Origin of the sequence: Kitasatospora sp. GAS204B (genome assembly GCF_029892155.1) — a bacterium.
Taxonomy (GTDB): Bacteria; Actinomycetota; Actinomycetes; order Streptomycetales; family Streptomycetaceae; genus Kitasatospora.
Genome location: NZ_JARZAG010000034.1, coordinates 43,157 through 64,123, shown reverse-complemented (window position 1 = coordinate 64,123; position 20,967 = coordinate 43,157). Strand labels below are relative to the sequence as shown.

18 protein-coding genes are annotated in these 20,967 nt (G+C 73.7%); 12 read left to right on the top strand and 6 right to left on the bottom strand.

All coding sequences use genetic code 11. The features are described from left to right. Positions 1-194 precede the first annotated feature (194 nt). Together P3T41_RS32690 and P3T41_RS32685 are read left to right on the top strand one after the other, a co-directional pair. Positions 195-1,253 carry an NUDIX domain-containing protein gene (locus P3T41_RS32690; protein ID WP_280694222.1) on the top strand — a complete coding sequence of 353 codons (1,059 nt, stop codon included), beginning with the start codon at positions 195-197 and terminating at the stop codon, positions 1,251-1,253. Between the two features lie 73 nt (positions 1,254-1,326). Further along, on the top strand, positions 1,327-2,130 hold the full coding sequence (locus P3T41_RS32685) for a DUF4184 family protein (protein ID WP_280694221.1): 804 nt from the start codon (positions 1,327-1,329) through the stop codon (positions 2,128-2,130). 10 nt (positions 2,131-2,140) lie between these two features. On the opposite strand, the gene P3T41_RS32680 is transcribed toward P3T41_RS32685, so the two are convergent. Further along, positions 2,141-3,514 (bottom strand): dipeptidase, encoded by a 1,374-nt coding sequence (locus P3T41_RS32680; RefSeq protein ID WP_280694220.1) that lies wholly within the window; start codon positions 3,512-3,514, stop codon positions 2,141-2,143. A 181-nt stretch (positions 3,515-3,695) separates the two neighbouring features. Between P3T41_RS32680 and P3T41_RS32675 the strand changes: the two genes are divergently transcribed. The 6 genes from P3T41_RS32675 to P3T41_RS32650 all read left to right on the top strand — a co-directional run bounded on the left by P3T41_RS32675 (position 3,696) and on the right by P3T41_RS32650 (position 9,213). Beyond that, positions 3,696-4,922, top strand: a complete 1,227-nt coding sequence (locus tag P3T41_RS32675) for a geranylgeranyl reductase family protein (RefSeq protein WP_280694232.1) — start codon at positions 3,696-3,698, stop codon at positions 4,920-4,922. Positions 4,923-5,023: 101 nt separating this feature from the next. Then, on the top strand, positions 5,024-6,292 hold the full coding sequence (locus tag P3T41_RS32670) for a sensor histidine kinase (protein WP_280694219.1): 1,269 nt from the start codon (positions 5,024-5,026) through the stop codon (positions 6,290-6,292). Next, complete coding sequence (locus tag P3T41_RS32665; protein WP_280694218.1) at positions 6,289-6,960, top strand: response regulator transcription factor; 672 nt, start codon at positions 6,289-6,291, stop codon at positions 6,958-6,960. Before P3T41_RS32670 ends, P3T41_RS32665 begins: the two co-directional genes overlap by 4 nt. 144 nt (positions 6,961-7,104) lie before the next feature. Next, positions 7,105-7,896: an enoyl-CoA hydratase family protein gene (locus tag P3T41_RS32660; protein WP_280694217.1), complete on the top strand. Its 792-nt coding sequence runs from the start codon at positions 7,105-7,107 to the stop codon at positions 7,894-7,896. Positions 7,897-7,953: 57 nt separating this feature from the next. Next, positions 7,954-8,706 carry an acyltransferase gene (locus P3T41_RS32655; protein WP_280694216.1) on the top strand — a complete coding sequence of 251 codons (753 nt, stop codon included), beginning with the start codon at positions 7,954-7,956 and terminating at the stop codon, positions 8,704-8,706. 9 nt (positions 8,707-8,715) lie between these two features. After that, positions 8,716-9,213 (top strand): GNAT family N-acetyltransferase, encoded by a 498-nt coding sequence (locus P3T41_RS32650; RefSeq protein WP_280694214.1) that lies wholly within the window; start codon positions 8,716-8,718, stop codon positions 9,211-9,213. Between the two features lie 26 nt (positions 9,214-9,239). Here P3T41_RS32650 and P3T41_RS32645 read toward each other — a convergent pair whose 3' ends face one another. The 3 genes from P3T41_RS32645 to P3T41_RS32635 form a co-directional block, all read right to left on the bottom strand. Beyond that, complete coding sequence (locus P3T41_RS32645) at positions 9,240-9,950, bottom strand: nucleotidyltransferase domain-containing protein (RefSeq protein WP_280694213.1); 711 nt, start codon at positions 9,948-9,950, stop codon at positions 9,240-9,242. A 92-nt stretch (positions 9,951-10,042) separates the two neighbouring features. Then, on the bottom strand, positions 10,043-10,531 hold the full coding sequence (locus tag P3T41_RS32640; protein WP_280694212.1) for a HutD family protein: 489 nt from the start codon (positions 10,529-10,531) through the stop codon (positions 10,043-10,045). Positions 10,532-10,623: 92 nt separating this feature from the next. Further along, positions 10,624-11,847 carry an MFS transporter gene (locus P3T41_RS32635; RefSeq protein ID WP_280694211.1) on the bottom strand — a complete coding sequence of 408 codons (1,224 nt, stop codon included), beginning with the start codon at positions 11,845-11,847 and terminating at the stop codon, positions 10,624-10,626. 47 nt (positions 11,848-11,894) lie between these two features. Between P3T41_RS32635 and P3T41_RS32630 the strand changes: the two genes are divergently transcribed. After that, positions 11,895-13,118, top strand: coding sequence for an ROK family protein (locus tag P3T41_RS32630; RefSeq protein WP_280694210.1), 1,224 nt, complete (start codon positions 11,895-11,897; stop codon positions 13,116-13,118). Between the two features lie 283 nt (positions 13,119-13,401). Here P3T41_RS32630 and P3T41_RS32625 read toward each other — a convergent pair whose 3' ends face one another. Next, positions 13,402-15,372 (bottom strand): BTAD domain-containing putative transcriptional regulator, encoded by a 1,971-nt coding sequence (locus tag P3T41_RS32625; protein WP_280694231.1) that lies wholly within the window; start codon positions 15,370-15,372, stop codon positions 13,402-13,404. A gap of 139 nt (positions 15,373-15,511) precedes the next feature. Between P3T41_RS32625 and P3T41_RS32620 the strand changes: the two genes are divergently transcribed. Both P3T41_RS32620 and P3T41_RS32615 read left to right on the top strand, forming a co-directional pair. Next, on the top strand, positions 15,512-16,393 hold the full coding sequence (locus P3T41_RS32620) for an alpha/beta hydrolase (RefSeq protein ID WP_280694209.1): 882 nt from the start codon (positions 15,512-15,514) through the stop codon (positions 16,391-16,393). Positions 16,394-16,943: 550 nt separating this feature from the next. Continuing rightward, the gene (locus P3T41_RS32615; RefSeq protein WP_280694207.1) at positions 16,944-18,578 is read left to right on the top strand and encodes an alpha-galactosidase; all 1,635 of its coding nucleotides are present in this window, start codon (positions 16,944-16,946) and stop codon (positions 18,576-18,578) included. 208 nt (positions 18,579-18,786) lie between these two features. Here P3T41_RS32615 and P3T41_RS32610 read toward each other — a convergent pair whose 3' ends face one another. Further along, a complete protein-coding gene (locus P3T41_RS32610; RefSeq protein WP_280694206.1) occupies positions 18,787-19,731 on the bottom strand; it encodes an NADP-dependent oxidoreductase in 945 nt (314 codons plus the stop codon). A gap of 103 nt (positions 19,732-19,834) precedes the next feature. Between P3T41_RS32610 and P3T41_RS32605 the strand changes: the two genes are divergently transcribed. Continuing rightward, positions 19,835-20,842: a helix-turn-helix domain-containing protein gene (locus P3T41_RS32605; protein ID WP_280694205.1), complete on the top strand. Its 1,008-nt coding sequence runs from the start codon at positions 19,835-19,837 to the stop codon at positions 20,840-20,842. Positions 20,843-20,967: the final 125 nt, after the last annotated feature.

Genomic DNA, 20,967 nt, shown 5'->3' with positions numbered 1-20,967 from the left:
GGTGGGAGCCGAGAAGTGATGGCTCATCAGATCTTCAGGAGTGAGGGGTCGGCCCCGGCGGGTACCACCTCGGATGGTGCCGAGGCGCTCGGCGCGGCGGGGGGCGTCGGTACGGCCGGCGGTGGCCCGGCGTGGCGGCTGCGGCGGCCGTCCGGCGTGGACACCGCCGGGTTCGCCCGAGGTCAGGGGGAATCGTGATCATCTGGGTCAACGGGACGTTCGGCGTGGGCAAGAGCAGCGCCTGCCGTGAACTGGTCGAGCTGCTGCCCGGCAGCACGCTCTTCGATCCGGAGGGCATCGGCGACTACCTGCGCCGGGCCCTGCCGCGCCGCCGGCTGGCCGAGGTCGGCGACTACCAGGACCTGCCGGCCTGGCGCCGCCTGGTCCCCGAGGCGGCCGCCACGGTGCTGGCCGAAGTGCCGGGCGCCCTGGTGGTCCCGATGACCCTGCTGCGCGAGGCCTACCGGGACGAGATCTTCGGCGCCCTGGCGGCACGCGGCCTGACGGTGCACCACTTCGTGCTGCACGCTGAGGAAACGATCCTGCGTGAGCGGATCGGGCGCGACACGCGGTTCGCGGACGACCCGGCAGCCGCTGCCGACTGTCGTGACTGGCGCCTGGCCCACCTGCCCGACTACCAGCAGGCGCAGCCCTGGCTGCGCCGCGACGCCCGCGTGCTGGACACCGCCGAGCTGACCCCCCGTCAGGTCGCGGAGAGAATGGCCGCCCTGGTCGAGGAGGGCGCCGCGCGCTGCCCGATCGTGCGCCCCGCCGACTCGGCGGACGACACGGTGGCGGCGGCGGTGCTGCTCTTCGACGAGGAGGACCGGGTGCTGCTGGTCGACCCGGTCTACAAGCCCGACTGGGAGTTTCCCGGTGGCGTGGTCGAGCGCGGCGAGGCGCCCACGCTGGCCGCCGTCCGCGAGGCCGCGGAGGAACTGGGCCTGCGGCTGGACCCGGAGGCGCTGCGGCTGCTGGCCGTCGACTGGGAGCCGCGCACCGGCCGGCGCCGGGGTGGCATGCGGCTGGTCTACGACGGCGGACGCCTGACGGCCGCTCAGCGCGCCGGCCTGCGGCTGCCGCCGGACGAGCTGCGGGACTGGCGCTTCGTCACCCTCGGCGAGTCCGAGCGGCTGCTGTCGGCCGGCCGCTACCGGCGGCTGGCCAGCGCCCTGGAGGCCCGCGGCGCGGGCACCTCGCACTATCTGGAGGCGGGCCGCCCGGCCGCCACGGGCGCGGGCAGCGGCGGTTAGCGCACGGGTTGCGGCGGGGGACGGCGGCGCCGGCGGTCGGGCGGTGGTGCTGCCGGTCGGGGAGGATGGCCGCATGCCGTTCACCTTCAGCCATCCCGCCGCGGTGCTCCCGCTCCTGCGCGGGCTGCGCGGCAGGGGGCCGCTGGTGGCCTCGGCGCTGGTCGCCGGATCGATGGCGCCGGACCTGCCGTTCTTCGCCGCGTCCTGGTGCCCGGGCCTGTACCGGTGCGGCGCGCCGACCCACCGCTGGTGGGCGGTCGCCACCGTGGACGTGGCGCTGGCCGGGGTGCTGGTGGCCGGCTGGCAGGGCGTGTTGCGGCGCCCGCTGCTCGAACTGCTGCCGCCGGGCTGGGCCGCCCCCGCCCTCGAGGCCACCGCGCGTCGCCCGGGCCGGACCGGCGCCCGGGAGCAGGCGGCATGGTTCGCGCTGTCCGCCGCGCTCGGAGCGGTCAGCCACGTCGGTTGGGACGCGTTCACCCACCCGGGGCGAGCCGGCGGGCGGCTGCTGCCGGTGCTGGAGCGCCGGGTGGCCGGCCTGCCGCTCTGCACGGCGCTGCAGTACGGCAGTTCGGCCCTCGGACTGGCCGCGCTCGGTGGCTGCCTGGCCCGCGAACTCGGTGGCGCGCAGGCCGGCGAACTCGCACGGCCGCCGGACCGGCGAGCGGCCCGGCGGCGGGCCCGCCGCCGGGCGCTGGTCGGCGCCGCCGCGGCGGTCGGGGCTGCCCACCGGCTGGCCCGGGCCGGGCGGGTGCGCGGCCCGGGCGCAGGGCGTGACCCGATCGCCGACCTCTGCTTCGGCGCCGGTGCCGGCGTTCTGGCGGCGGCCGCGGTGCTGGGCGTGGCGGATCTGCTGGGCCCGCCCCGGCAGATCCGCTGACGGTCGCCCGTCAGCCCTGCCACACCTGCGCGTACCGCCGCAGGAAGAGTGCCTCCGAGAGCGCCATCCGCTCCAGCTCCTCGGGGTCCACGCTCTCGTTCACGGCGTGGATCTGGGTGGTCGGCTCCTCCACGCCGATCAGCACGATCTCGGCCTTCGGGTAGAGCGTGCGCAGCGTGTTGCAGAGCGGGATCGAGCCGCCCTCGCCGGCCACCACCATGTCCACCCCGAAGGCCTCGCGCATCGCCGTGCCGAGCGCCTCGTAGGCGGGGCCGGAGGTCTCGGCGAGGAACGGGTGGCCGCCGGAGAGCCGGGTGACGGTGAGCTGGGCGCCCCAGGGCGTCGCCTGCTCCAGGTGGGCGACCAGCGCGTCCTGGGCGGCCTCGATCGACATGCCCGGCGGCACCCGCAGGCTGACCTTGGCCTTGGCGGCGGCCTGCACCGAGGAGGTGGAACCGATCACCGCGGGGACGTCGATGCCCACCACGGTCACCGCCGGGCGGGCCCAGAGCCGGTCGGCGACGTCGCCGGTGCCGATCAGCGTCACGCCGTCCAGCACCTTGGCGTCGGCGCGGAAACGGTCCGCCGGGTAGCTGACGCCGGGCCAGGTCTGGTCGGCGGGCAGGCCGGTGATCGCGGTGCCGCCCTGCTCGTCGTAGAGCGAGGCGAGCAACTTCAGCAGCGCGGCCAGCGCGTCGGGGGCGGCGCCGCCGAAGGCCCCCGAGTGCAGGTTGCCGGCCAGCGTGCGGACCTCGACCGAGACCTCGGTGATGCCGCGCAGCGAGGCGGTGGCGGTGGGCAGGCCGGCGGCGAAGTTGCCGACGTCGCCGATCACGATCGCATCGGCGGTCAGCAACTCGGGGTGGGCGATGGCGTACTGCTCCATGCCGCCGGTGCCCTGCTCCTCCGAGCCCTCGACGATCACCTTCAGGTTGACCGGCAGCGTCGGGCCGCCGCTCTCGCGCAGCGCCCGCAGCGCCGTCAGGTGCATCAGGATGTTGCCCTTGCAGTCCGCCGCGCCGCGCCCGTACCAGCGCCCGTCGCGCTCGGTGAGCTCGAACGGCGGGCTGGCCCAGGCCTTCTCGTCCAGTTGCGGCTGCACGTCGTAGTGCGAGTAGAGCAGCACGGTCGGCGCGCCCGGCACCCCGGTGAGCTCGCCGTAGACGGACTGGGTGCCGTCCGGCGTGTCGAGCAGCTGAACGTTCGTCAGTCCCTCGGCGCGCAGCGCGTCGGCCACCCACTGCGCTGCGGCCCGGCACTCCCGCTCCAGGCCGAGCTGCGGGTCGGCGATCGACGGGAACGCCACCAGCTCGGCCAGCTCGTGCCGGGCACGGGGCATCAGCGAGCGGACGGCGGCGGCGAGGTCGGGCGAGGGTTCGGTCATGACGATTCTCCGGAAGCTGGCTGGTTGATCACCTGTGCGACCGAGCATAGGGTGCCGTCCCAGGGCCCGGATGGCGCGGCGCCGCTGGTGGCGCAGGCGGCGCACGGCGGTGCGCCGCATAGGATGACTCGACGTGAGAGACTCCGGTAGCGCCCCCGATGCCAGCCTGCCCGTCGATGTACTGGACGGACTCGCGGCCGAACCTGAAGCTGACGTCGAAGCCGATGACCCGCTCGACGGCGTCTGGGACGTCGTGGTGGTCGGGGCCGGCCCGGCCGGCTCGTCGGCGGCGCACGCCGCAGCCGCGCAGGGCCGCCGGGTGCTGCTGCTGGACAAGGCCGAGCACCCCCGCTACAAGACCTGCGGCGGTGGGATCATCGGACCGTCCCGGGACAGCCTCCCGGCCGACTTCAAGATCCCGTTCCAGGACCGGGTGCACGCCGTCACCTTCGCGCTGAACGGCCGTTTCACCCGGACCCGCCGGTCGAAGCGGATGCTCTTCGGCCTGGTCAACCGCACCGAGTTCGACCTGCGCCTGGTCGAGGCGGCCCAGCAGGCGGGCGCGGTCCTGGTCACCGGCGTCACCGTGACCGGCGTCGAGCAGCAGGGCGGCGCCGACCGCCGCACGGTGGCCGTGACGCTGGCCGACGGGCGCTCGGTGCAGACCCGCGCGGTGGTCGGGGCGGACGGCAGCGCCAGCCGGATCGGGCGGCACGTGGGGGTCACCTTCGACCAGATCGACCTGGGCCTGGAGGCCGAGATCCCGGTGCCCGAGCGGGTGGTGCGCGCCTGGCAGGGCCGGATCCACCTGGACTGGGGCCCGCTGCCGGGCAGTTACGGCTGGGTGTTCCCGAAGACCGACTCCGGCACGCTGACCGTCGGGGTGATCTCGGCGCGCGGTGACGGCGAGCTGACCAAGCGTTACCTGGCCGACTACATCCGCCGCCTGGGACTGTCCGGCTTCACGCCCGCCGTCGAGTCCGGTCACCTGACCCGCTGCCGGGCCGAGGACTCGCCGCTCTCGCGCGGCCGGGTGCTGGTGGCCGGTGACGCGGCCGGACTGCTGGAGCCGTGGACCCGCGAGGGCATCTCCTACGCGCTGCGTTCGGGCCGGCTGGCCGGCGAGTGGGCGGTGCAGGTGGCCGAGGCGGGCAGCCCGCCGGAGGTGCGGCGGCAGGCGCTGAACTACGCCTTCGCGGTGAAGGCGGGCCTGGGCGTGGAGATGCGCGCGGGCAAGGTGATGCTGGCGGCCTTCGAGCGCCGGCCGCACCTGTTCCACCTGGCGGTCTGCGTGATCAACCCGGCCTGGCAGGCGTTCGCCCAGACCACCCAGGGGCACACCACGTTCGGCCAGATCCTGCGGCAGTACCGGGCCGCCCGGCGGCTGGCGGCGATGGCCTCGCGGTAGGGCGCAGAGCTCGACCGCGTACGCCGTACTCCCGGGGGAGTACGGGTGACCACCCCGGCGGGCTGACGTCGGCCGGGGCGGTCCTCGCCTAGCCTTCCGGCATGAGCCCTTCCAGTACGAGCCCCTCGGACGGCGGCGCGGAACGCGGCCCGTGGGGTCCGCCGTGGCGAAGGCCCGCCGGGCCGCCCTGGTTCAGGGGCCGCCCGCCGGCTCTGCCGGTGGTCTCCTCGGCCCTGGTCGCCGTCCTCCAACTGGCCGGCAGCGCCGGCGCGGCCAAGCACCAGGTGCCGCCCCGGGTGCCGCTGGACGCGTTCGGCTACCTGCTGCTGGCGCTCGGGCCGGCGCTGCTGGTGCTGCGCCGGCGCCACCCGGTCCTGGTGGTGGCCGGCACCGGCGCCATCACGTTCGGCTACCTGGCCGCCGGCTACCCGTACGGCCCGGTCTTCGCCTCCTTCGCGGTGGCCTACTGCGTCGCCGTCCGGGACGGCCACCGCCGGGCGGCGCTGCTGAGCCTGCTCGGCGTCTACGGCGGCCACCTGCTGCTCGCCTACGCGGTGCCGCACGGGTGGCTGCGTGGCACGGCCGGGTCGGTCGGCGCCTGGCCGGAGGTCGGCCTGACCGCACTGGCCCTGCTGCTGGCCGCCGTCGCCGAGCTGTTCCGGTTCCGCCACGAGCGGTTCGCCGCGCACCGCGCCGCCCGCCAGGCCGCCGCCGCCCGCCGGGCGGACGAGGAACGGCTGCGGATGGCCCGCGAGCTGCACGACATCCTGGCCCACAGCATCTCGTTGATCCACGTCCAGGCCGGGGTGGCGCTGGAGCTGATCGATGATCAGCCCGAACAGGCGCGGGCCGCGCTGGTCACCATCAAGGCCGCCAGCAAGGAGGCGCTCGGCGAGGTCCGCCAGGTGCTCGGCACCCTGCGCGGCCCGGACGCCGCCGCCCCGCGCCGTCCCGCGCCGGGCCTGGACCGGCTGACCGAGCTGACCGAGCAGGCCGCGCACGCCGGCCTGACCGTCACCGTGCGGACGGCGGGCGAGGAACGGGCGGTGCCTGCCGGAGTCGGCCTCGCGGCCTTCCGGATCGTCCAGGAGGCGCTGACCAACGTGATCCGGCACTCGGCCGCGCGCCGAGCCGAGGTGCTGCTGGACTGGACGGCGCCCGTGAGCCTGACCGTCCGGGTGACGGACGCGGGGCCGGCCGCCGCACCCGACGCCGGCGAACCGGCCGGTGGCGGCAACGGACTGGCCGGGATGCGGGAGCGGGCCCAGGCACTGGGTGGCACGCTGACGGCGGGGCCGCACGCGGGCGGCTTCCGGGTGGTGGCGCACCTGCCGACCACCAACGCGACGGACGAGGAGCACGGGCGATGATCCGGGTCCTGCTGGCGGACGATCAGATGCTGGTCCGGGCCGGTTTCAAGGCGCTGCTCGACGCCCAGGCCGACCTCCAGGTGGTCGGCGAGGCCGCGGACGGCGCGGCGGCCGTCGCACTGGCCGCCGAACTGCGGCCCGACGTGGTCCTGATGGACATCCGGATGCCCGGCCTCGACGGCTTGGAGGCCACCCGCCGGATCACCGCCAACCCTGAACTGGCCGAGGTCAAGGTGGTGGTGCTGACCACCTTCGAACTGGACGAGTACGTCTTCGAGGCGCTGCGCGGCGGCGCCTCCGGATTCCTGGTCAAGGACACCGAGCCGGCCGACCTGCTGCGCGCGGTGCGGGTGGTGGCGGCCGGCGACGCGCTGCTCTCGCCCGGCGTCACCCGCCGCCTGATCGGCGAGTTCGCGGCGCGCTCCAAGGTCCCGGCCGACGCCGCGGGACCCTCGCTCGACCAGCTGACGGAGCGTGAGCGGGAGGTGCTCACCCTGGTCGGCATGGGCCTGTCCAACGCCGAGATCGCCCGCCGCCTGGTGGTCAGCCCGCTCACCGCGAAGACCCACGTCAGCCGCGCGATGGTCAAGCTCGGCGCCCGCGACCGGGCGCAGCTGGTGGTGCTGGCCTACGAGAGCGGGCTGGTGCGGCCGGGGTGGCTCGGCTAGCGGGGGTCTCAGCCCGCCGAATTCGCGCTCTGCCGCGCGGCCCGACCTGTGGCCTCTGGTTCGGAGGCGGCCCGGCGTGCCAGAGTGCTCCCAGCCCGTCCGACCCACCCTCATATCGGATACCGGAAAGCAGGTCCTACCGCGATGACCAGCGCAGCCCCCCTCGTCCGCAGCAGCACGGCCGGCGCCGTCACCACCCTGGAGCTGGACTCCCCGCACAACCGCAACGCGCTCTCCACCCGGCTGATGGCCGAACTGGCGCAGGGCCTGGCGGACGCCGCCGCTGATCCGGCGGTGCGGGCCGTGGTGCTCGGCCACACCGGCAAGGTGTTCTGCGCGGGCGCGGACCTCTCGGAGGCCACCGGCAGCGACCCGACGGTCGGGCCGCGCGGCCTGGTCGACCTCCAGCGGGCCATCGTGGACTGCCCCAAGCCGGTGATCGCCTTCGTCAACGGGCACGTCAGGGCCGGCGGGCTCGGCCTGCTCGGCGCGGCCGACCTGGTGATCGCCGGTCCCGCCGCCACCTTCGCCTTCACCGAGGTGCGACTCGGCCTGGCCCCCGCCGTCATCTCGCTGCCGCTGCGCCCCAAGCTGGAGTCGCGCGCCGCGTCCCGCTACTACCTGACCGGGGAGACCTTCGACGCCGTCGAGGCGGCCCGGATCGGCCTGATCACCGTGGCCGCCGGCGAGGCGGACGAGGCGGCGAAGGCGCTGGCCGAGGTGCTGGCGGCGTTGCGCCTGGCCTCGCCGCAGGGGCTTGCCGAGACCAAGCGGCTGGTCAACGCCGAGGTGGTGCGCTCCTTCGAGCAGGACGCGGACGCCCGGGTCAAGCAGTCCGCCCGGCTGTTCGGCTCGCCGGAGGCGCAGCAGGGGATGACGGCCTTCCTGGAGCGCCGGCCGGCGCCGTGGGTCCTGGATCTGTCTGAGGAGGCGTAGGTGTGATCTTGCTCCCCTGACGGCCTGCGGGCGGCGGGGGGCGGCTACCGTGTGCGCATGCCCAACGCCGCCGCCCTGCTCACCGCCGTCCGCTCCCGGGCCCGCCGTGCCGCCGGGCGAGTCGTGCACCGGGGCTGGCGCTGGGTGCAGGAGACGGGCGCCGTCACCAACCGGAACCCGGGTCCGTACCGGTTCCACACGCTCGGTGACGGCAGCAAGTTCGCCTTCCCACTGGGCACCGTCTTCAACGAGCAGTCGATCGCGATCGGCCCGTTCTGCATCATCGGCGAGCGGGTCACCATCTCGGCCGGTTTCCTGCCCGGCCTCGACCTGGGCCCCGAGCCCGTGATCACCATCGGCGGCGGCTGCGTGATAGGCCGGGGCAGCCACCTGGTCGGGCACCAGTCGATCGTGCTCGGCGACGACGTCTGGACCGGCCCGAACGTCTACATCAGCGACCAGGCCCACGAGTACCGCGACACCACCCTGCCGATCGGCAAGCAGTGGCCGCGCAACGAGCCGGTCGAGATCGGCGCCGGCAGCTGGATCGGGACCGGCGCGGTGATCCTGCCCGGCGCCCGGCTGGGCCGCAACGTCGTCGTCGCGGCCGGCTCGGTGGTGCGCGGCGAGGTCCCCGACCACAGCGTGGTGGCCGGCGCCCCCGCCCGCGTGGTGCGCAGCTTCACCGAGGCACAGGGCTGGCAGCCGCCGTTCCGGCACGACGCGCCGCGCCCGCTGCCCGACGGCATCACGGCCGAGCAACTGCGCGCGCTGGTCGGCTGGGACCTGCGTCCACCGACCGGGAGCTGACCCGCCGTCATGACCGTTCGCCTGCGCCCGGCCCGCCCCGAGGACGTCGAGCCCATCGCTGAGCTGCGTGCGGTGGTGCTCCGCGCCGACCTGGAGCGGCTGGGGCGCTACGACCCCGCCGGGGTCCGCCGGCGCCTGCGCGACGGCTTCGTGGCGGAGCACACCTGGGTGATCCTGGCAGCCGACGCTTTCGAGGGCTGTGACGGCGAGGCCGACGCTTTCGAGGGCTGTGACGGCGAGGCCGACGCATTCGCGGGCTGCGTCGCGCTGCGCCCGGCGGCGGACGGGCACTGGTTGGAGCACTTCTACCTGGCTCCGGAGCGGCAGGGTCGCGGTCTCGGCGGCGCGGTGCTGACCGAGTTGCTCGCCCGAGCGGACCGGTCGGGCCGGACGGTGCGCCTGAACGTCCTCCAGGGCAGCCCGGCGCGGCGACTCTACGAGCGGTTCGGCTTCACGGTGGAGCGGGCGGACGCGGTGGACGTCTGGATGGTGCGGCAACCCGGCTGAGCGGTGCCGGAGTTCGCCGGGATCGCTCAGCTTCCGCTGCCGCTCCACTCGCGCCGGAACCCCTCGCGCAGCGTGCCGCCGGTGCGGGCCAGCACGCGACCGCTCGCATGCAGCAGGGCGGTGGGGTCCTCGGGCGCGGTGCGGTGGGCGGTGAGCAGGGCCGCGCCGAGGGCCGGGGCGGCGGCACGCAGCCGGCGGGGGAGCCACTTGCCGGCGCCGTTCCAGGCCCGGTGGTGGTCGCAGAGCAGGTCGGCGGCGGTGCGCAGCAGTCCGTCGGCGAGGGCGGCCCGCTCCTCCGGGTCGGGGTTGTCGGCGAGGTCGTCCATCGCCTCGGTCAGGCTGTAGCGCAGTGCTTCGCGCTGTTCCTCGGTGAGCGGCGGGGGTCCGGCGGCGAGTTCGGTCTCGGCCGTCGCCCGGGCCTGGGTGGCGTGGCCCTCGGGGTCGTGCAGCACCACGCCCTCCGCGTACACCCGCTGCATCACCCCGCGCCGGTCCGCCCGGCTCGCGGCGAAGAGCTCCGGCAGGGCGTTCGGCGTGTGCACGAAGAGCTCGGCGACCCGACCCTCGAACCGGATGGTCTCGCGGTAGGTCCCCACCCGGGCCAGGATCGCCAGGTCCAGGTCGCTGCCGGCCGTCACCCGGCCGCTCGCGGCCGAGCCGCCGAGCACCGCCCCGAGGGCGTCGGGGAAGCGGGTGCTGACGAGGCGTCGGGCCTGGGCGGCGAGGTCTTGGCGCATGGCGTGAGGATGGCAGCAGGGGGCGCGGTTGGCCAGGGGGTTCGGGGAGAGCGCGGGGCTTTCGCCGTGGCTTCACACCGGACGCCCGGGCTTCACAGGCGGATCAGCGCCGTCAGCCCGGCCGGCCCCGGCGCGGTCGAGGGGTGGCTGACCAGGACCGCGTCGTAACCGTCGAGCGCGACGGCCAGCAGGCTGCCGCCCGATGCCGGGCGCAGCTGCTCGCCGCCGGGGAGCAGGGTGACCTCGGCACCCGGCTGACGGGTCATCAGATTGAGTGCGGTGACCGGGCCGCCGAGCAGCCGGGCGCTGGTCGGCAGATCACCGGGGAAGGCGAACGGCCGAAGCGGCGGGACGGTCACCGGCGCGTGGTCGCCGACGGTCAGCTCGAGGCCGGCCCCGTCGACCACGGTGAGGATCCGGGCCAGCCCGGGGAAGACCGAGAACGGCCCGTCCGCCGCGACCTCCGCCAGGCTCACCCGCCACGCCCCGCCGGGATCGGCCGCGACCTCGCGGGTGCGGCCGCCGCCGTTGCGCCAGGGGGTGACGGTGCGGGCGGCGGCGGGGAGGTGATGGACGCTCATCCGGGCAGGCTACCCGTGGTGCCCCTACCTGTAGTGCCTGTAGTGCCTGTGCTGCCCGTGCTGCCCGTGCTGCCAGTAGTGCCTGTGGTGCCTTAGCCGTGTCGTCGCCCGACCCGGTGCACCAGCGCCGCCAGTGCGGCGGCTCCCGCCGCGGCGGCGGAGACCGTGGTCAGCGCCAGCGGCAGGCTCGCCGCGTCGGCCAGGAAGCCGATCACCGGCGGGCCGATCAGCATGCCCGCGTACCCGAGCGTGGAGGCGGTGGCCACCCCGCGCGGCCCGCCGAGCTCGCCGGCCCGGGCGATCGCCAGCGGGAAGAGGTTGGCGAGTCCGAGCCCGACCAGCACGAAGCCAGCCAGCACCAGCCAGGGGGAGGGGGTGAGCGCGGCGACCAGCATGCCGGCGCCCGCCGTCAGACCGCCCGCCACCATCAGGCGGGCGGGGCCGAGCCGGATCGACAGCCAGGTGCCGGCCAGGCGTCCGGCGGTCATCGCGAAGGCGTAGGCGGCGTAGCCGAAGGCGGCCAGCGCCGCGCTCGCGTGCACGTCGTCGGTCAGGTGCAGGGTGGCCCAGTCGGCGAGCGAGCCTTCGCCGTACGAGCTGCACAGTGCGGTCAGTCCGACCAGCGGCACCAGCAGCTTGGCGGCGCGCGCCAGCGGCCGGCCGGCGCCGCGCTCGGCCGGCGTGTCGCGCGGCGGAGCGGTGCTGCTGCGCGGGGGAGCGGGGGAGTCGTGACTGGGGGAGTCGCCACGTAGCAGCACCACCCCCGCCCCGGCAGTGACCAGCACCCCCAGCACGCCGCTGCAGGCCAGTGCCCAACTGGCCGTCAGCTGCCCGGCCAGCAGCCCGCCGACCGCCGCGCCGAGCAGCCCGCCGAGGCTGTAGCCAGCGTGGAAGCTGGGCATCACGGGACGCCGCAGCTCGGCCACCAGCTCGACGGCGGTGCTGTTCATCGCGACGTTGGCGGCCCCGTACCCGGCGCCGAAGAGCAGCAGCACCGCGCCGAGCGTGGGCACCGAGTGGGCGTGCGGCGGCAGCACCACCGCGGCGCTCAGCACGGCGAGCGAGAGCACGGTGATCCGGCGGCTGCCGTGGCGCAGGCAGAGCCGGCCGACCAGCGGCATGGTCGCCACCGCGCCGGCCGAGACGCAGAGCAGCGCGAGCCCGAGCGCCGAGTGCGAGGCGTGCACCTGGGCCCGGATGTCGGGGATCCGGACCACCCAGGCGGCGAAGAGGAAGCCGTCGACGGCGAAGAAGGCGGTCAGCGCGAGCCGGGCGGCCGACCAGGCGGTGGCCGCCGTGGCGGACGGGTGAGGCATGGTGGAGCGTATTTTGTTTAGGAGCGGCACAAAGTGAGAATAGAGGAGTGCCGCACACTCCGACAACCCGTCGCGCGCCGGATCGAGGCCGCAGCCTGCTCGGGCCCGCCCTCGAGCTGGTCCACACCGGCCGCGCCCCGACCCGCTCCGCCCTCACCGCCGCCCTGGGAGTCACCCGGGCCACGGCCGGCGCCGTCGCGGGCGAACTGGCCGCGCTCGGCCTGGTGACGGTCGACCAGCACCCGATCGGCAGCAGCCGGGGCCGCCCCTCCCACCGGCTGGACCTGGCGCCCGACGGCCCGGTGGTGCTCGCCGCCCAACTGCACGCCGACGGCCTCACGGTGGCGCTGGCCGGCCTGGGCGGGTCGCTGGGCGAGCCGGTCCGGCACCCGCTGCCCGCCCGCACCGACCCGGCCTCGGTGATCGGAGCGATCGCCGAGGCCGGTGCCGAACTGATCCGCGCCGACCACCGCCGCTGCCTGGGCGCCGCACTCGCGCTGCCCAACCCGGTCCGCGAGCCGGAGGGCACCGCCCCCGCCGCGCTGACCTTCGGCTGGCCCGGCGACACCCCCGCCGCCGCGCTGTTCGCCGCCGCCATGGCCGCCCAGGACCTCGGCCCCCGGGCCCGCCGCCCGCTGCCCACCGCCGTCGCCAACGACGCCAACCTGGCCGCCCTCGCCGAACACCGCCACGGCGCCGGCCGCGACGCCCGCCACCTGCTCCTGGTCACCTCCGGCCACCGCGGCGTGGGCGGCGCCCTGGTGGTGGACGGCCGCCTGCACACCGGCAGCGCCGGCCTCGCCCTGGAGGTCGGCCACCTGACGGTGGATCCGCTGGGCCGCCCCTGCCCCTGCGGCAACCGAGGCTGCCTCAACGTCGAGACCGACCCGGCCGCCCTCCTCGCCGCCGCCGGGCGCCCGAGCGACCCTACGGGCCAACTGCTCGACCAGGCCCGCGAACTGACCCGGACCGCCGACCGGGACCCCGCCGCCCGGGCGGCAGTGCACCAGGTGGTCGACCGCCTCGCCCTGGGCCTCGCGGGCCTGGCCAACATCCTCAACCCCGACCGCATCGTCCTCGCCGGCCTCCACCGCGACCTCCTCGCCGCCGCCCCCGACCGCCTACCGGAGGCGGTGATCCGGCACAGCCTCTGGGGACGCTGCGACCAGGTCCCGATCGCCGCCTCCGCCCTGGCGCACGGGGGGTTGGTGGGGGCGGCGGAGCTGGCGTGGGGGCCGTACCTGGCGGACCCGCAGGGGGTGGCGGGGTAGCGAACTGGGGCTGACGGCCGCGGTCGGCTCGACGGCCGACGCCGGCGTCCCGACCTACCGGATCGCGGCGGCGGCGTCGACGGCTGCGTGGGTTGCAGCTATGGGCGCACGCTTGGAAAGCGTGTTGGCGGCAACCCCTCACGAGTTCGAATCTCGTATCCTCCGCCTTGATCGAAGGCCCGGACTGCTCAGCGGCCCGTGCCTTCGTCGCGTCTCTGAGCTGATCCCGTGATCGGAGGCAGCCGGACCTGGCTGGTTCAGCGGAGCGTCGCGACGTCAGCAGCTACAGATCAACGCGGGCTGACCCCGCCGACCTGCGCAACGCCACGGCGATGGCAGTGAGGTAGCGCTCGACGGGGCCCAGAGTGAGCAGGCCGCTGCCCGCGCCCGCGAGTTCGCCGGCGGCCGGCAGCAGACGTGTGTGGACACGCTTCAGCACAACAGGGTCGCCGACCTCCAGCGCAACCGTCGCCTCCAGACAGCAGCACGCCTCGTACAGCAGATCCCAGCGCGGCTCCGGCAGCGCGCGTAGTGCGGCCTTCGCCTCGGTGTGGCGCCCGGCCTGCACCAGTGCGAACGGCTCGGCCCAGGGGCGGTAAGGCCCCCAGTCGGCTTGCAGGTCGATCCCGGTCGATGCCGTCCTGGACCACGTCCTGTGCGCAAGGCGCAGGGACAGCAGCGCGAACGGCAGCAGGCCGCGCTCCAGGCCGGGCATGCCGGCGCCGTCCAGCTGCGCGGCGGCGCCCCGGTAGGCGGTCTCGGCCTGCGGAATCCGACCGGACGCGGCCAGCCGCAGCGCTCGGTACCACTGGGTGAAGATCCCCACGAGCGGCAGTTCGTGGCGCTCGGCCAGGCGGTCGGCAGTGGCGGCATGTTCATCCGCCGCCGGGAAGTCGGCCAGCGCGCTGCGTGCCTGAAGCCGGATGAGGTGGCCGAGTACCTCGAAGGTCGGCAGGCCGTGCCGGGAGGCCAGCGCGATCAGCTCTGCGCCGATCCCGTCCCGGCGCGCAGCAAGGCCGGCCCGGGTGAAGGACTGCATGAACGTGCCGTTGAGCGCGAAGGCCAGCAGTGCGGGATCGTCGAGGCGGCGGGCGATCTCCTCCGCCTCGCAGGCGGCTTGGGGCCCACGCCCGTCCCTGGCGCCGCGCGTTTCCAACGCGATCGTGGCGAGCAGGCGGCCGCGCGCCGCGTCGTGCGCGCCGCTCGGCAGGGCGGTGAGCGTGCGCTCAGCAGCCGCGACGATCTGCTGCGCCAGCTGGGGATCGTCGCTGCGGGTCCAGATCGCGGGGACGTCGAATGCGCCGATCACCCGAGCGGTCAGTTCCGGATCGCCGGACTCCTCCGCCGCCGTGATGGCCGCCATTCGGTGCTGCCGAGCAGCCTCCAGCCCACCGCCCCCGGTCACCGCGAGGCTCCGGAGCAGGCTCACCGTGGTCTCCAGCCGGGCGCGCGCACCGGCAGCGACCGTGCGGTCGTAGGTCGTGGCTGCCGCTGTCCACAACCGGGCCGCCGTCGCCTCCGGACCGGCTGGAAGGTCGAGTCCGGGCGCCTGGGCAAGGATGTCCGCCTCCAGCCGGCGCAGGTGCGGGCCGGGATCCACGCCCAGTCGGCCGACCAGCGTCGCCCGGGCCCGGCGCAGTACGCCCAGCGCGTCTCCCTGACGGTCCATCCGGTACAGCGCCAGCGCCAACAGCCGCCAGGCGTCCTCGCGCCAAGGGTGGTCGACGAGGTGCGCGTCCAGATCGGGGACCACCTCGCCAGCCAGGCCCAGCGCCAACTGTGTCCCGGCTCGCCGTTCCACCGCCTGCATCCGCAGTTCGGCAAGGCGGGAACGCTCACCACGAGCCCACTCCTCCTGCGCGAACTCGGCGTAGGCAGGCCCTCGCCACAACCCGAGTGCCTCCTCCAACCGCGACAACGCATCCTCGGCCGACAACTTCGTGGCAGCGCCGAGAGCCGCCTCGAAGCGCCAGGCGTCCACAGCGCCCGGCTCAGCGCGCAGCACGTACCCGGGACCGTCGGTGACCAGCAGGCGGGCGGGGGTCCGGGGCGGACGGTCCGGTTCCAGGGCTCGCCTGAGCGCTCCGACGAAGGTCTGTACGGCGCCCACTGCGCCGGGCGGCGGATCCGTCCACAGATCCTCCACCAGGCGGCCGACCGGGACGACGCGGCGGCGGGCCACGATCAGGCGGGCCAGGACGGCGCGGTGCCGCGGACCCTTCAGCGCGAGCGAAGCGCCACCACACTCGGCCATGACCGGCCCGAGCACACCGAAGGTGATCCGCTCCACACCCCACCTCCCCGACCGTCCTGCCGCCACGGTACGCGCTGATCAGTTGCTGATTCACGCCCGGCAGGCTCAAGGTGTCCGTCACCTTCCGAAAGGGCGAACCATGGCACCGACCATTCCCGGCTTCGACTACCGCCGGGTCCCCGTCGCCGACGACGTCGCGCTCAACGTCGCCGTCGCGGGCTCCGGCAGCCCGATCGTGCTACTGCACGGCTTCCCACAGACCCACCTGATGTGGCGGCACGTGGCCACCGACCTCGCGGCCGACCACACCGTCATCTGCCCCGACCTGCGAGGCTACGGCGCCAGCGACAAGCCCGCCGACACCGACGGCGCCACGTACTCCAAGCGCACCATGGCCGCCGACATCGTGGCGCTCGCCCACGCCCTGGGCCACGATCGTTTCGCTCTGGCCGGGCACGACCGCGGCGCTCTGGTCGCCTTCCGCGTCGGCCTCGACCACCCCCAGGCGGTCACCCATCTCGCCTCGCTCGACGTACTGCCGACACTGGACATGTGGGACGTCATGCACGGCACCACCGCGGCCGTGGGCTTCCACCTCTACCTGATGGCCCAGCCGGCCGGCCTGCCCGAGCAGCTGATCCAGAGCAGCGCAGACGCCTTCTTCGGCCATTTCCTTGACAGTTGGACGCGGGACCCGCAGGCGGTCCCGGCCGAGATCCGCGCCGCCTACCTGGCGGCATCGCGCGCGGCCGTCCCCTCCATCGTCGCCGACTACCGCGCCTCCGCCGGCATCGACGTCGAACACGACCAGGCCGACCGAGACGCCGGGAACCGGCTGCGCATGCCGGTGACCGTCCTCCAGCAGGACTGGGGCGCAGTCCTCGGCTTCGACGCCGCCGCACTGTGGAGCGCCTGGGCACCCGATCTGCAACACACCACCGTCTCCTGCGGCCACTTCATGGCCGAGGAGGCGCCCGCCGACGTCACTGAAGCCATCCGGTCCCTCCTCACCCGCTGCTGACGGCATTCCGCCGTCTCATCGGCGACCCGCAGCAGGTCGGCACACCTGCTGTCGTGGTTGCCGTTCTGGCTGCATTCACCCCCGTACGGCGGCGTCCGAAGCCAGCCGGGTGAGCCGCTCCGCCACAGGTCAGGACGCCTGTGGCCGTCCCCGGACAGCCGGACGAACAGTTGTGCGCTCACGACTCTCGTCGGCCTCGGGGGCCGTCCAGGGCGTTCCCGGAGGTATCGACGAGATCTCGGGCGCCTGTTTTTGATCAAAGCCTTGACACAGGGGTGAACGAAGCCGTTCGATGTCACTCGCCGTGTTCGATATCGTCGAGTTATGGCGAGCAATGTTCACTTCTGGTAGTTGCTGGTACCTCAGTTCGTCTTCGCCATGGAGCTTCTGTCGGTGAGTCACAGCCTGGCGGCGGGCCGGGGCAGGCGGTGGCCGTCGTCCAGGTGGCAGGCGTGCCAGCGGTCCGGGAGGTTCAGTGGGCTGATTTCAGGGATTGGGGAAGCGGATGGCAGCAAGGGCGAATCGGTCTTGGCGGCTGCGGCGGGCAGCCGTGGCGGCGGGAGTTCTGGTGGCGGGGGTCGGCGCGGTCCCGGCCGCGGTCGCTGCCACCCCGACACCGCTGCTCCAGGTTCCGCCCATGGGTTGGAACGCCTGGAACACCTACGGGTGCGGCGCGACCCAGTCACTGATCGAGTCGGTCGCGGACAGCCTTGTCGCGAACGGCATGCGGGACGCCGGATACCGGTACGTCAACGTCGACGACTGCTGGATGGCCCGTGACGCGAACGGCAATCTGACCGGTAACTCCAACTACCCTGACATGAAGGCCCTCGGCGACTACCTGCACGCGCGGGGCTTCAAGTTCGGCATCTACGAGTCACCGGGTGCCAAGACCTGCGCGGGATACTCCGGTAGCGCCGGGCACGAAGTCAACGACGCCGACACCTTCGCGTCCTGGGGCGTCGACTACCTCAAGTACGACTACTGCGAGAGCGCCTCGTCGCTGTCCGCCCAGGTCGCCGACTTCGCCAAGATGCGCAACGCGCTGAATGCCACCGGCCGGCCGATCGTCTTCAGCATCAACCCGAACAGCGGCAGCAATACCGGGGCGGGCGTCACACGGGACTGGGGCGACGTCTCCGACCAGGCGCGCAGCACCGAGGACATCGGGAACCAGTGGTGGGGCCAGAGTTGGCCCAACGGCATCGCCAACATCGTCACCGAGAACGCCACGCTGGCTTGGCGGGCCAAGCCGGGCTCGTTCAATGATGCGGACATGCTGGAGGTCGGCAACGGCGGGCTCACCACGACCGAGGAGCAGACCCACTTCGCCATGTGGGCGATGATGGCCGCGCCCCTGATCGCGAGCGCCAACCCGAGCAGCGTGAACGCGACTTCACTGGCACTGCTGAAGAACCCGCGGCTCATCGCGATCGACCAGGACGCGCTGGGCCTCCAGGCGAGGGTCATCGGTGGGAGCCGATTGATCAACTCCTCGGGGTCGCTCGTCCTCGCGAAGCCGCTCAGCAACGGTGACGTCGCGCTTGCGCTCTACAACGGGTCGGACAGCGCGCAGACCCTCAGCACCTCCCTCGCCTCGGTGGGCATCCCCGGCACGGGAACCTGGACCGACCAGTACACGGGCACCGTCGTCCAGAGCAGCGCCGCCGGCATCACCACCCAGGTCCCGGCCCACGGCACCGCGGTGTACCGGGTCACCGCGCCCAGCGCGCCGGCCTCCTGGTACACCGCGCTGATCAACCCCACCGCGGGTGCCCAGAGCTACGAGGCCGAGGACCCCGCCCACTCGATCGTGTCGGGCCGCTGGATCAACAATTCCGGCGCGGTCTTCTCGGCCTGCTCGGTCTGCTCGGGCGGCGAGAAGGTGAGCTGGATCGGGGGAACGAACAAGCTCTACATCAACGGTGTCTATGCCCAGAACGCCGGCACCTACCCGGTCACCGTCCAGTACGTGAACGGGGACGGGGATCGCTACGCCTCGATCTGGACCAACGGCGAGAACCTGCAGAAGGTCTCGTTCCACGGGAACGGCAACTGGAACTCGACCCAGACAGCGACCGTGGAACTGACGCTGAACGCGGGCTACAACACGATCACCTTCGGCAACGAGTACGGCGGTTGGGCCCCCGACATCGACAAGATCTCGGTGCCCGCCACCGGTTGACGTGCAGCGGTTGTAACAGGCGCCGTTTTGGGTCTCGTTCACCCCGGTCCAACGGGGTTCGGAGGACGACCAGGAGACCTCTGCCGCACCCGCCCGCCAGGGCAGCCGAAGGACCCGACCGCACTGCGGCCGGGTCCTTCGCCGTTTCCGTGACTGCAGTTCTTCCGCCGTTTCCGTGACTGCAGTTCTTCGTTGCGCCAGCTCCGGATCAGTCGACGGTGAGTACCAACTTCCCCGTGGTCCTCCCGGTTTCACCGAGCTCGTGGGCCTTGGCGGCGTCCGCCAGCGGGAAGACGGCCTCGACGTGGACTTTCAGCTTGCCGGTCTCGACCAACTCCGTGAGGGCCAACAGTGCTCGCCGGTCGGGCTCGACCAGCATGAAGCCCGAGCGGATGGAGCGCGCGGCCGCGGCCGTGGCGAGCGCCTCGGTCTCGCGGGCCGCGAGAGTGATCAACGTGCCACCGTTCCGCAGCACCGACAGCGAGCGCTCCTGGTAGTCCCCGACGATCGGGTCGATCACCACATCCACATCGGAGACCACCGAGGCGAAGTCGACCGCCGTGTAGTCGATCACCTCGTCCGCACCCAGCTCCCGCACGAACTCGTGCTTGCCTACGCTGGCCGTGCCGATGACATACGCGCCGTACGCTTTGGCGACCTGCACCGCCAGGTGCCCCACGCCGCCTGCCGCGGCGTGCACCAGGACTCGCTGCCCCTCCTGCAGGGCCGCCGTGTCCACCAGGGCCTGCCAGGCTGTCAGCGCGGCCAGCGGCAGGGCCGCCGCCTGCACGTGGTCGAGTCCGGCCGGCTTGGGGGCGAAGTGGCGTGCCGGAGCGGCCACGTACTGCGCATAGGCGCCGACCAGCCGCGGAAAGCCCGGCATGCCGTACACCTCGTCACCCGGCCGGAAGAGCGTCACGCCGAGGCCGACGGTCTCCACCACACCCGAGACGTCCCATCCCACGATGCCATCACCAGGGACGAGCAGGACACCGGCCGCCCGGGTCTTCCAGTCCACCGGGTTGACGCCGGCCGCGTGCACCCGGACCAGGATCTCCGTCGGACCGGGTACCGGCCGCTCCCGTTCAACGACCTTCAGGACCTCCGGCCCGCCCGGCTCTTCGAAGGCCACGGCCATCATCTTCTCCGCCATCTGGACTCACTCCCCCGTCTCGTTCGCGGTTGATCAACAGCCTGACGCCACCCAGCAGCCGAAAACGAGTGGCCAGATTGCCAACGAGTGAGAGAATCCGGCCATGCAGCAGGCCATGCACCGCGTCGTCGTCCTCGCCCTCCCCGGCGTCTTCCCCTTCGAACTCGGCATCCCTGCCAAGGCCTTCGGCCTCGCCTACGGCCCGGACGGCGACCGGCTCTACGAGGTGCTCACCTGTACCCCGGACGGTCGGCCGGTGCGCACCAGCGAGGACTTCTCGATCGCCGTCGAGCACGACGCGAGCGTGATCGCCACCGCCGACACCCTGATCGTGGCGGCCATCGATGATCCGATCGGCGGCAGCGACCCGCTCCCCAAGCCGGTCGCTGCCGCTCTGGGCCAACTCCGGCCCGGCACCCGCTTGGTGTCGATCTGCACTGCCTCCTTCGTCCTCGCCGCCGCCGGGCTGCTCGACGGCCGGCCCGCCACCACGCACTGGATTCACGCCGAGCGCTTCCGCGAGCTGTACCCGCGGACCCCGCTCGATCCCGATGTCCTCTACGTGGACGACGACGACGTACTCACCTCGGCCGGCGCCGCCGCCGGGATGGACCTCTGCCTGCACCTGATCCGCCGCGACCACGGCAGCGAGATCGCCAATCAGGTCGCCCGCATATGCGTCGTTCCGCCATGGCGCGACGGCGGACAGGCCCAGTACATTGCCCGACCCGTCCCCGACGCGACCGGCAGCGACACCGCCGGGGCCCGCGAGTGGGCCCTCCGGCAACTCCACCAGCCCATCCAACTCGCCCAGTTGGCCACCCAGGCGGGCATGAGCGTGCGCACCTTCAGCCGTCGCTTCCTCGCCGAGACCGGCCAGACCCCCGGCCAGTGGCTCACCGTCCAACGGCTCGAACTCGCCCGCAGGCTACTGGAGTCCAGCGATCTGTCGGTGGACCGGGTCGCCGAGCGCGCCGGGTTCGGCAGCGCCTCCTCGCTGCGCCAGCACCTGGCCGCCGCAATCGGCGTCTCACCCGCCGCGTACCGCCGTACCTTCCAGGGCCGGGACCACTGTCTGGCCGGCCGTCAGCCGGTGAAGGCTGCCGGCTGACCCTGACTCCTCTGTCGGACAGCCACGAGCCGGACGCGATCACCGCAGAGGTGTCCCCCCTCGTAGGTGGCGGCCAGCCTGCCGCTCTCGCCGGCTGACGGCCCGTCCACTGTTCGACCCCGACT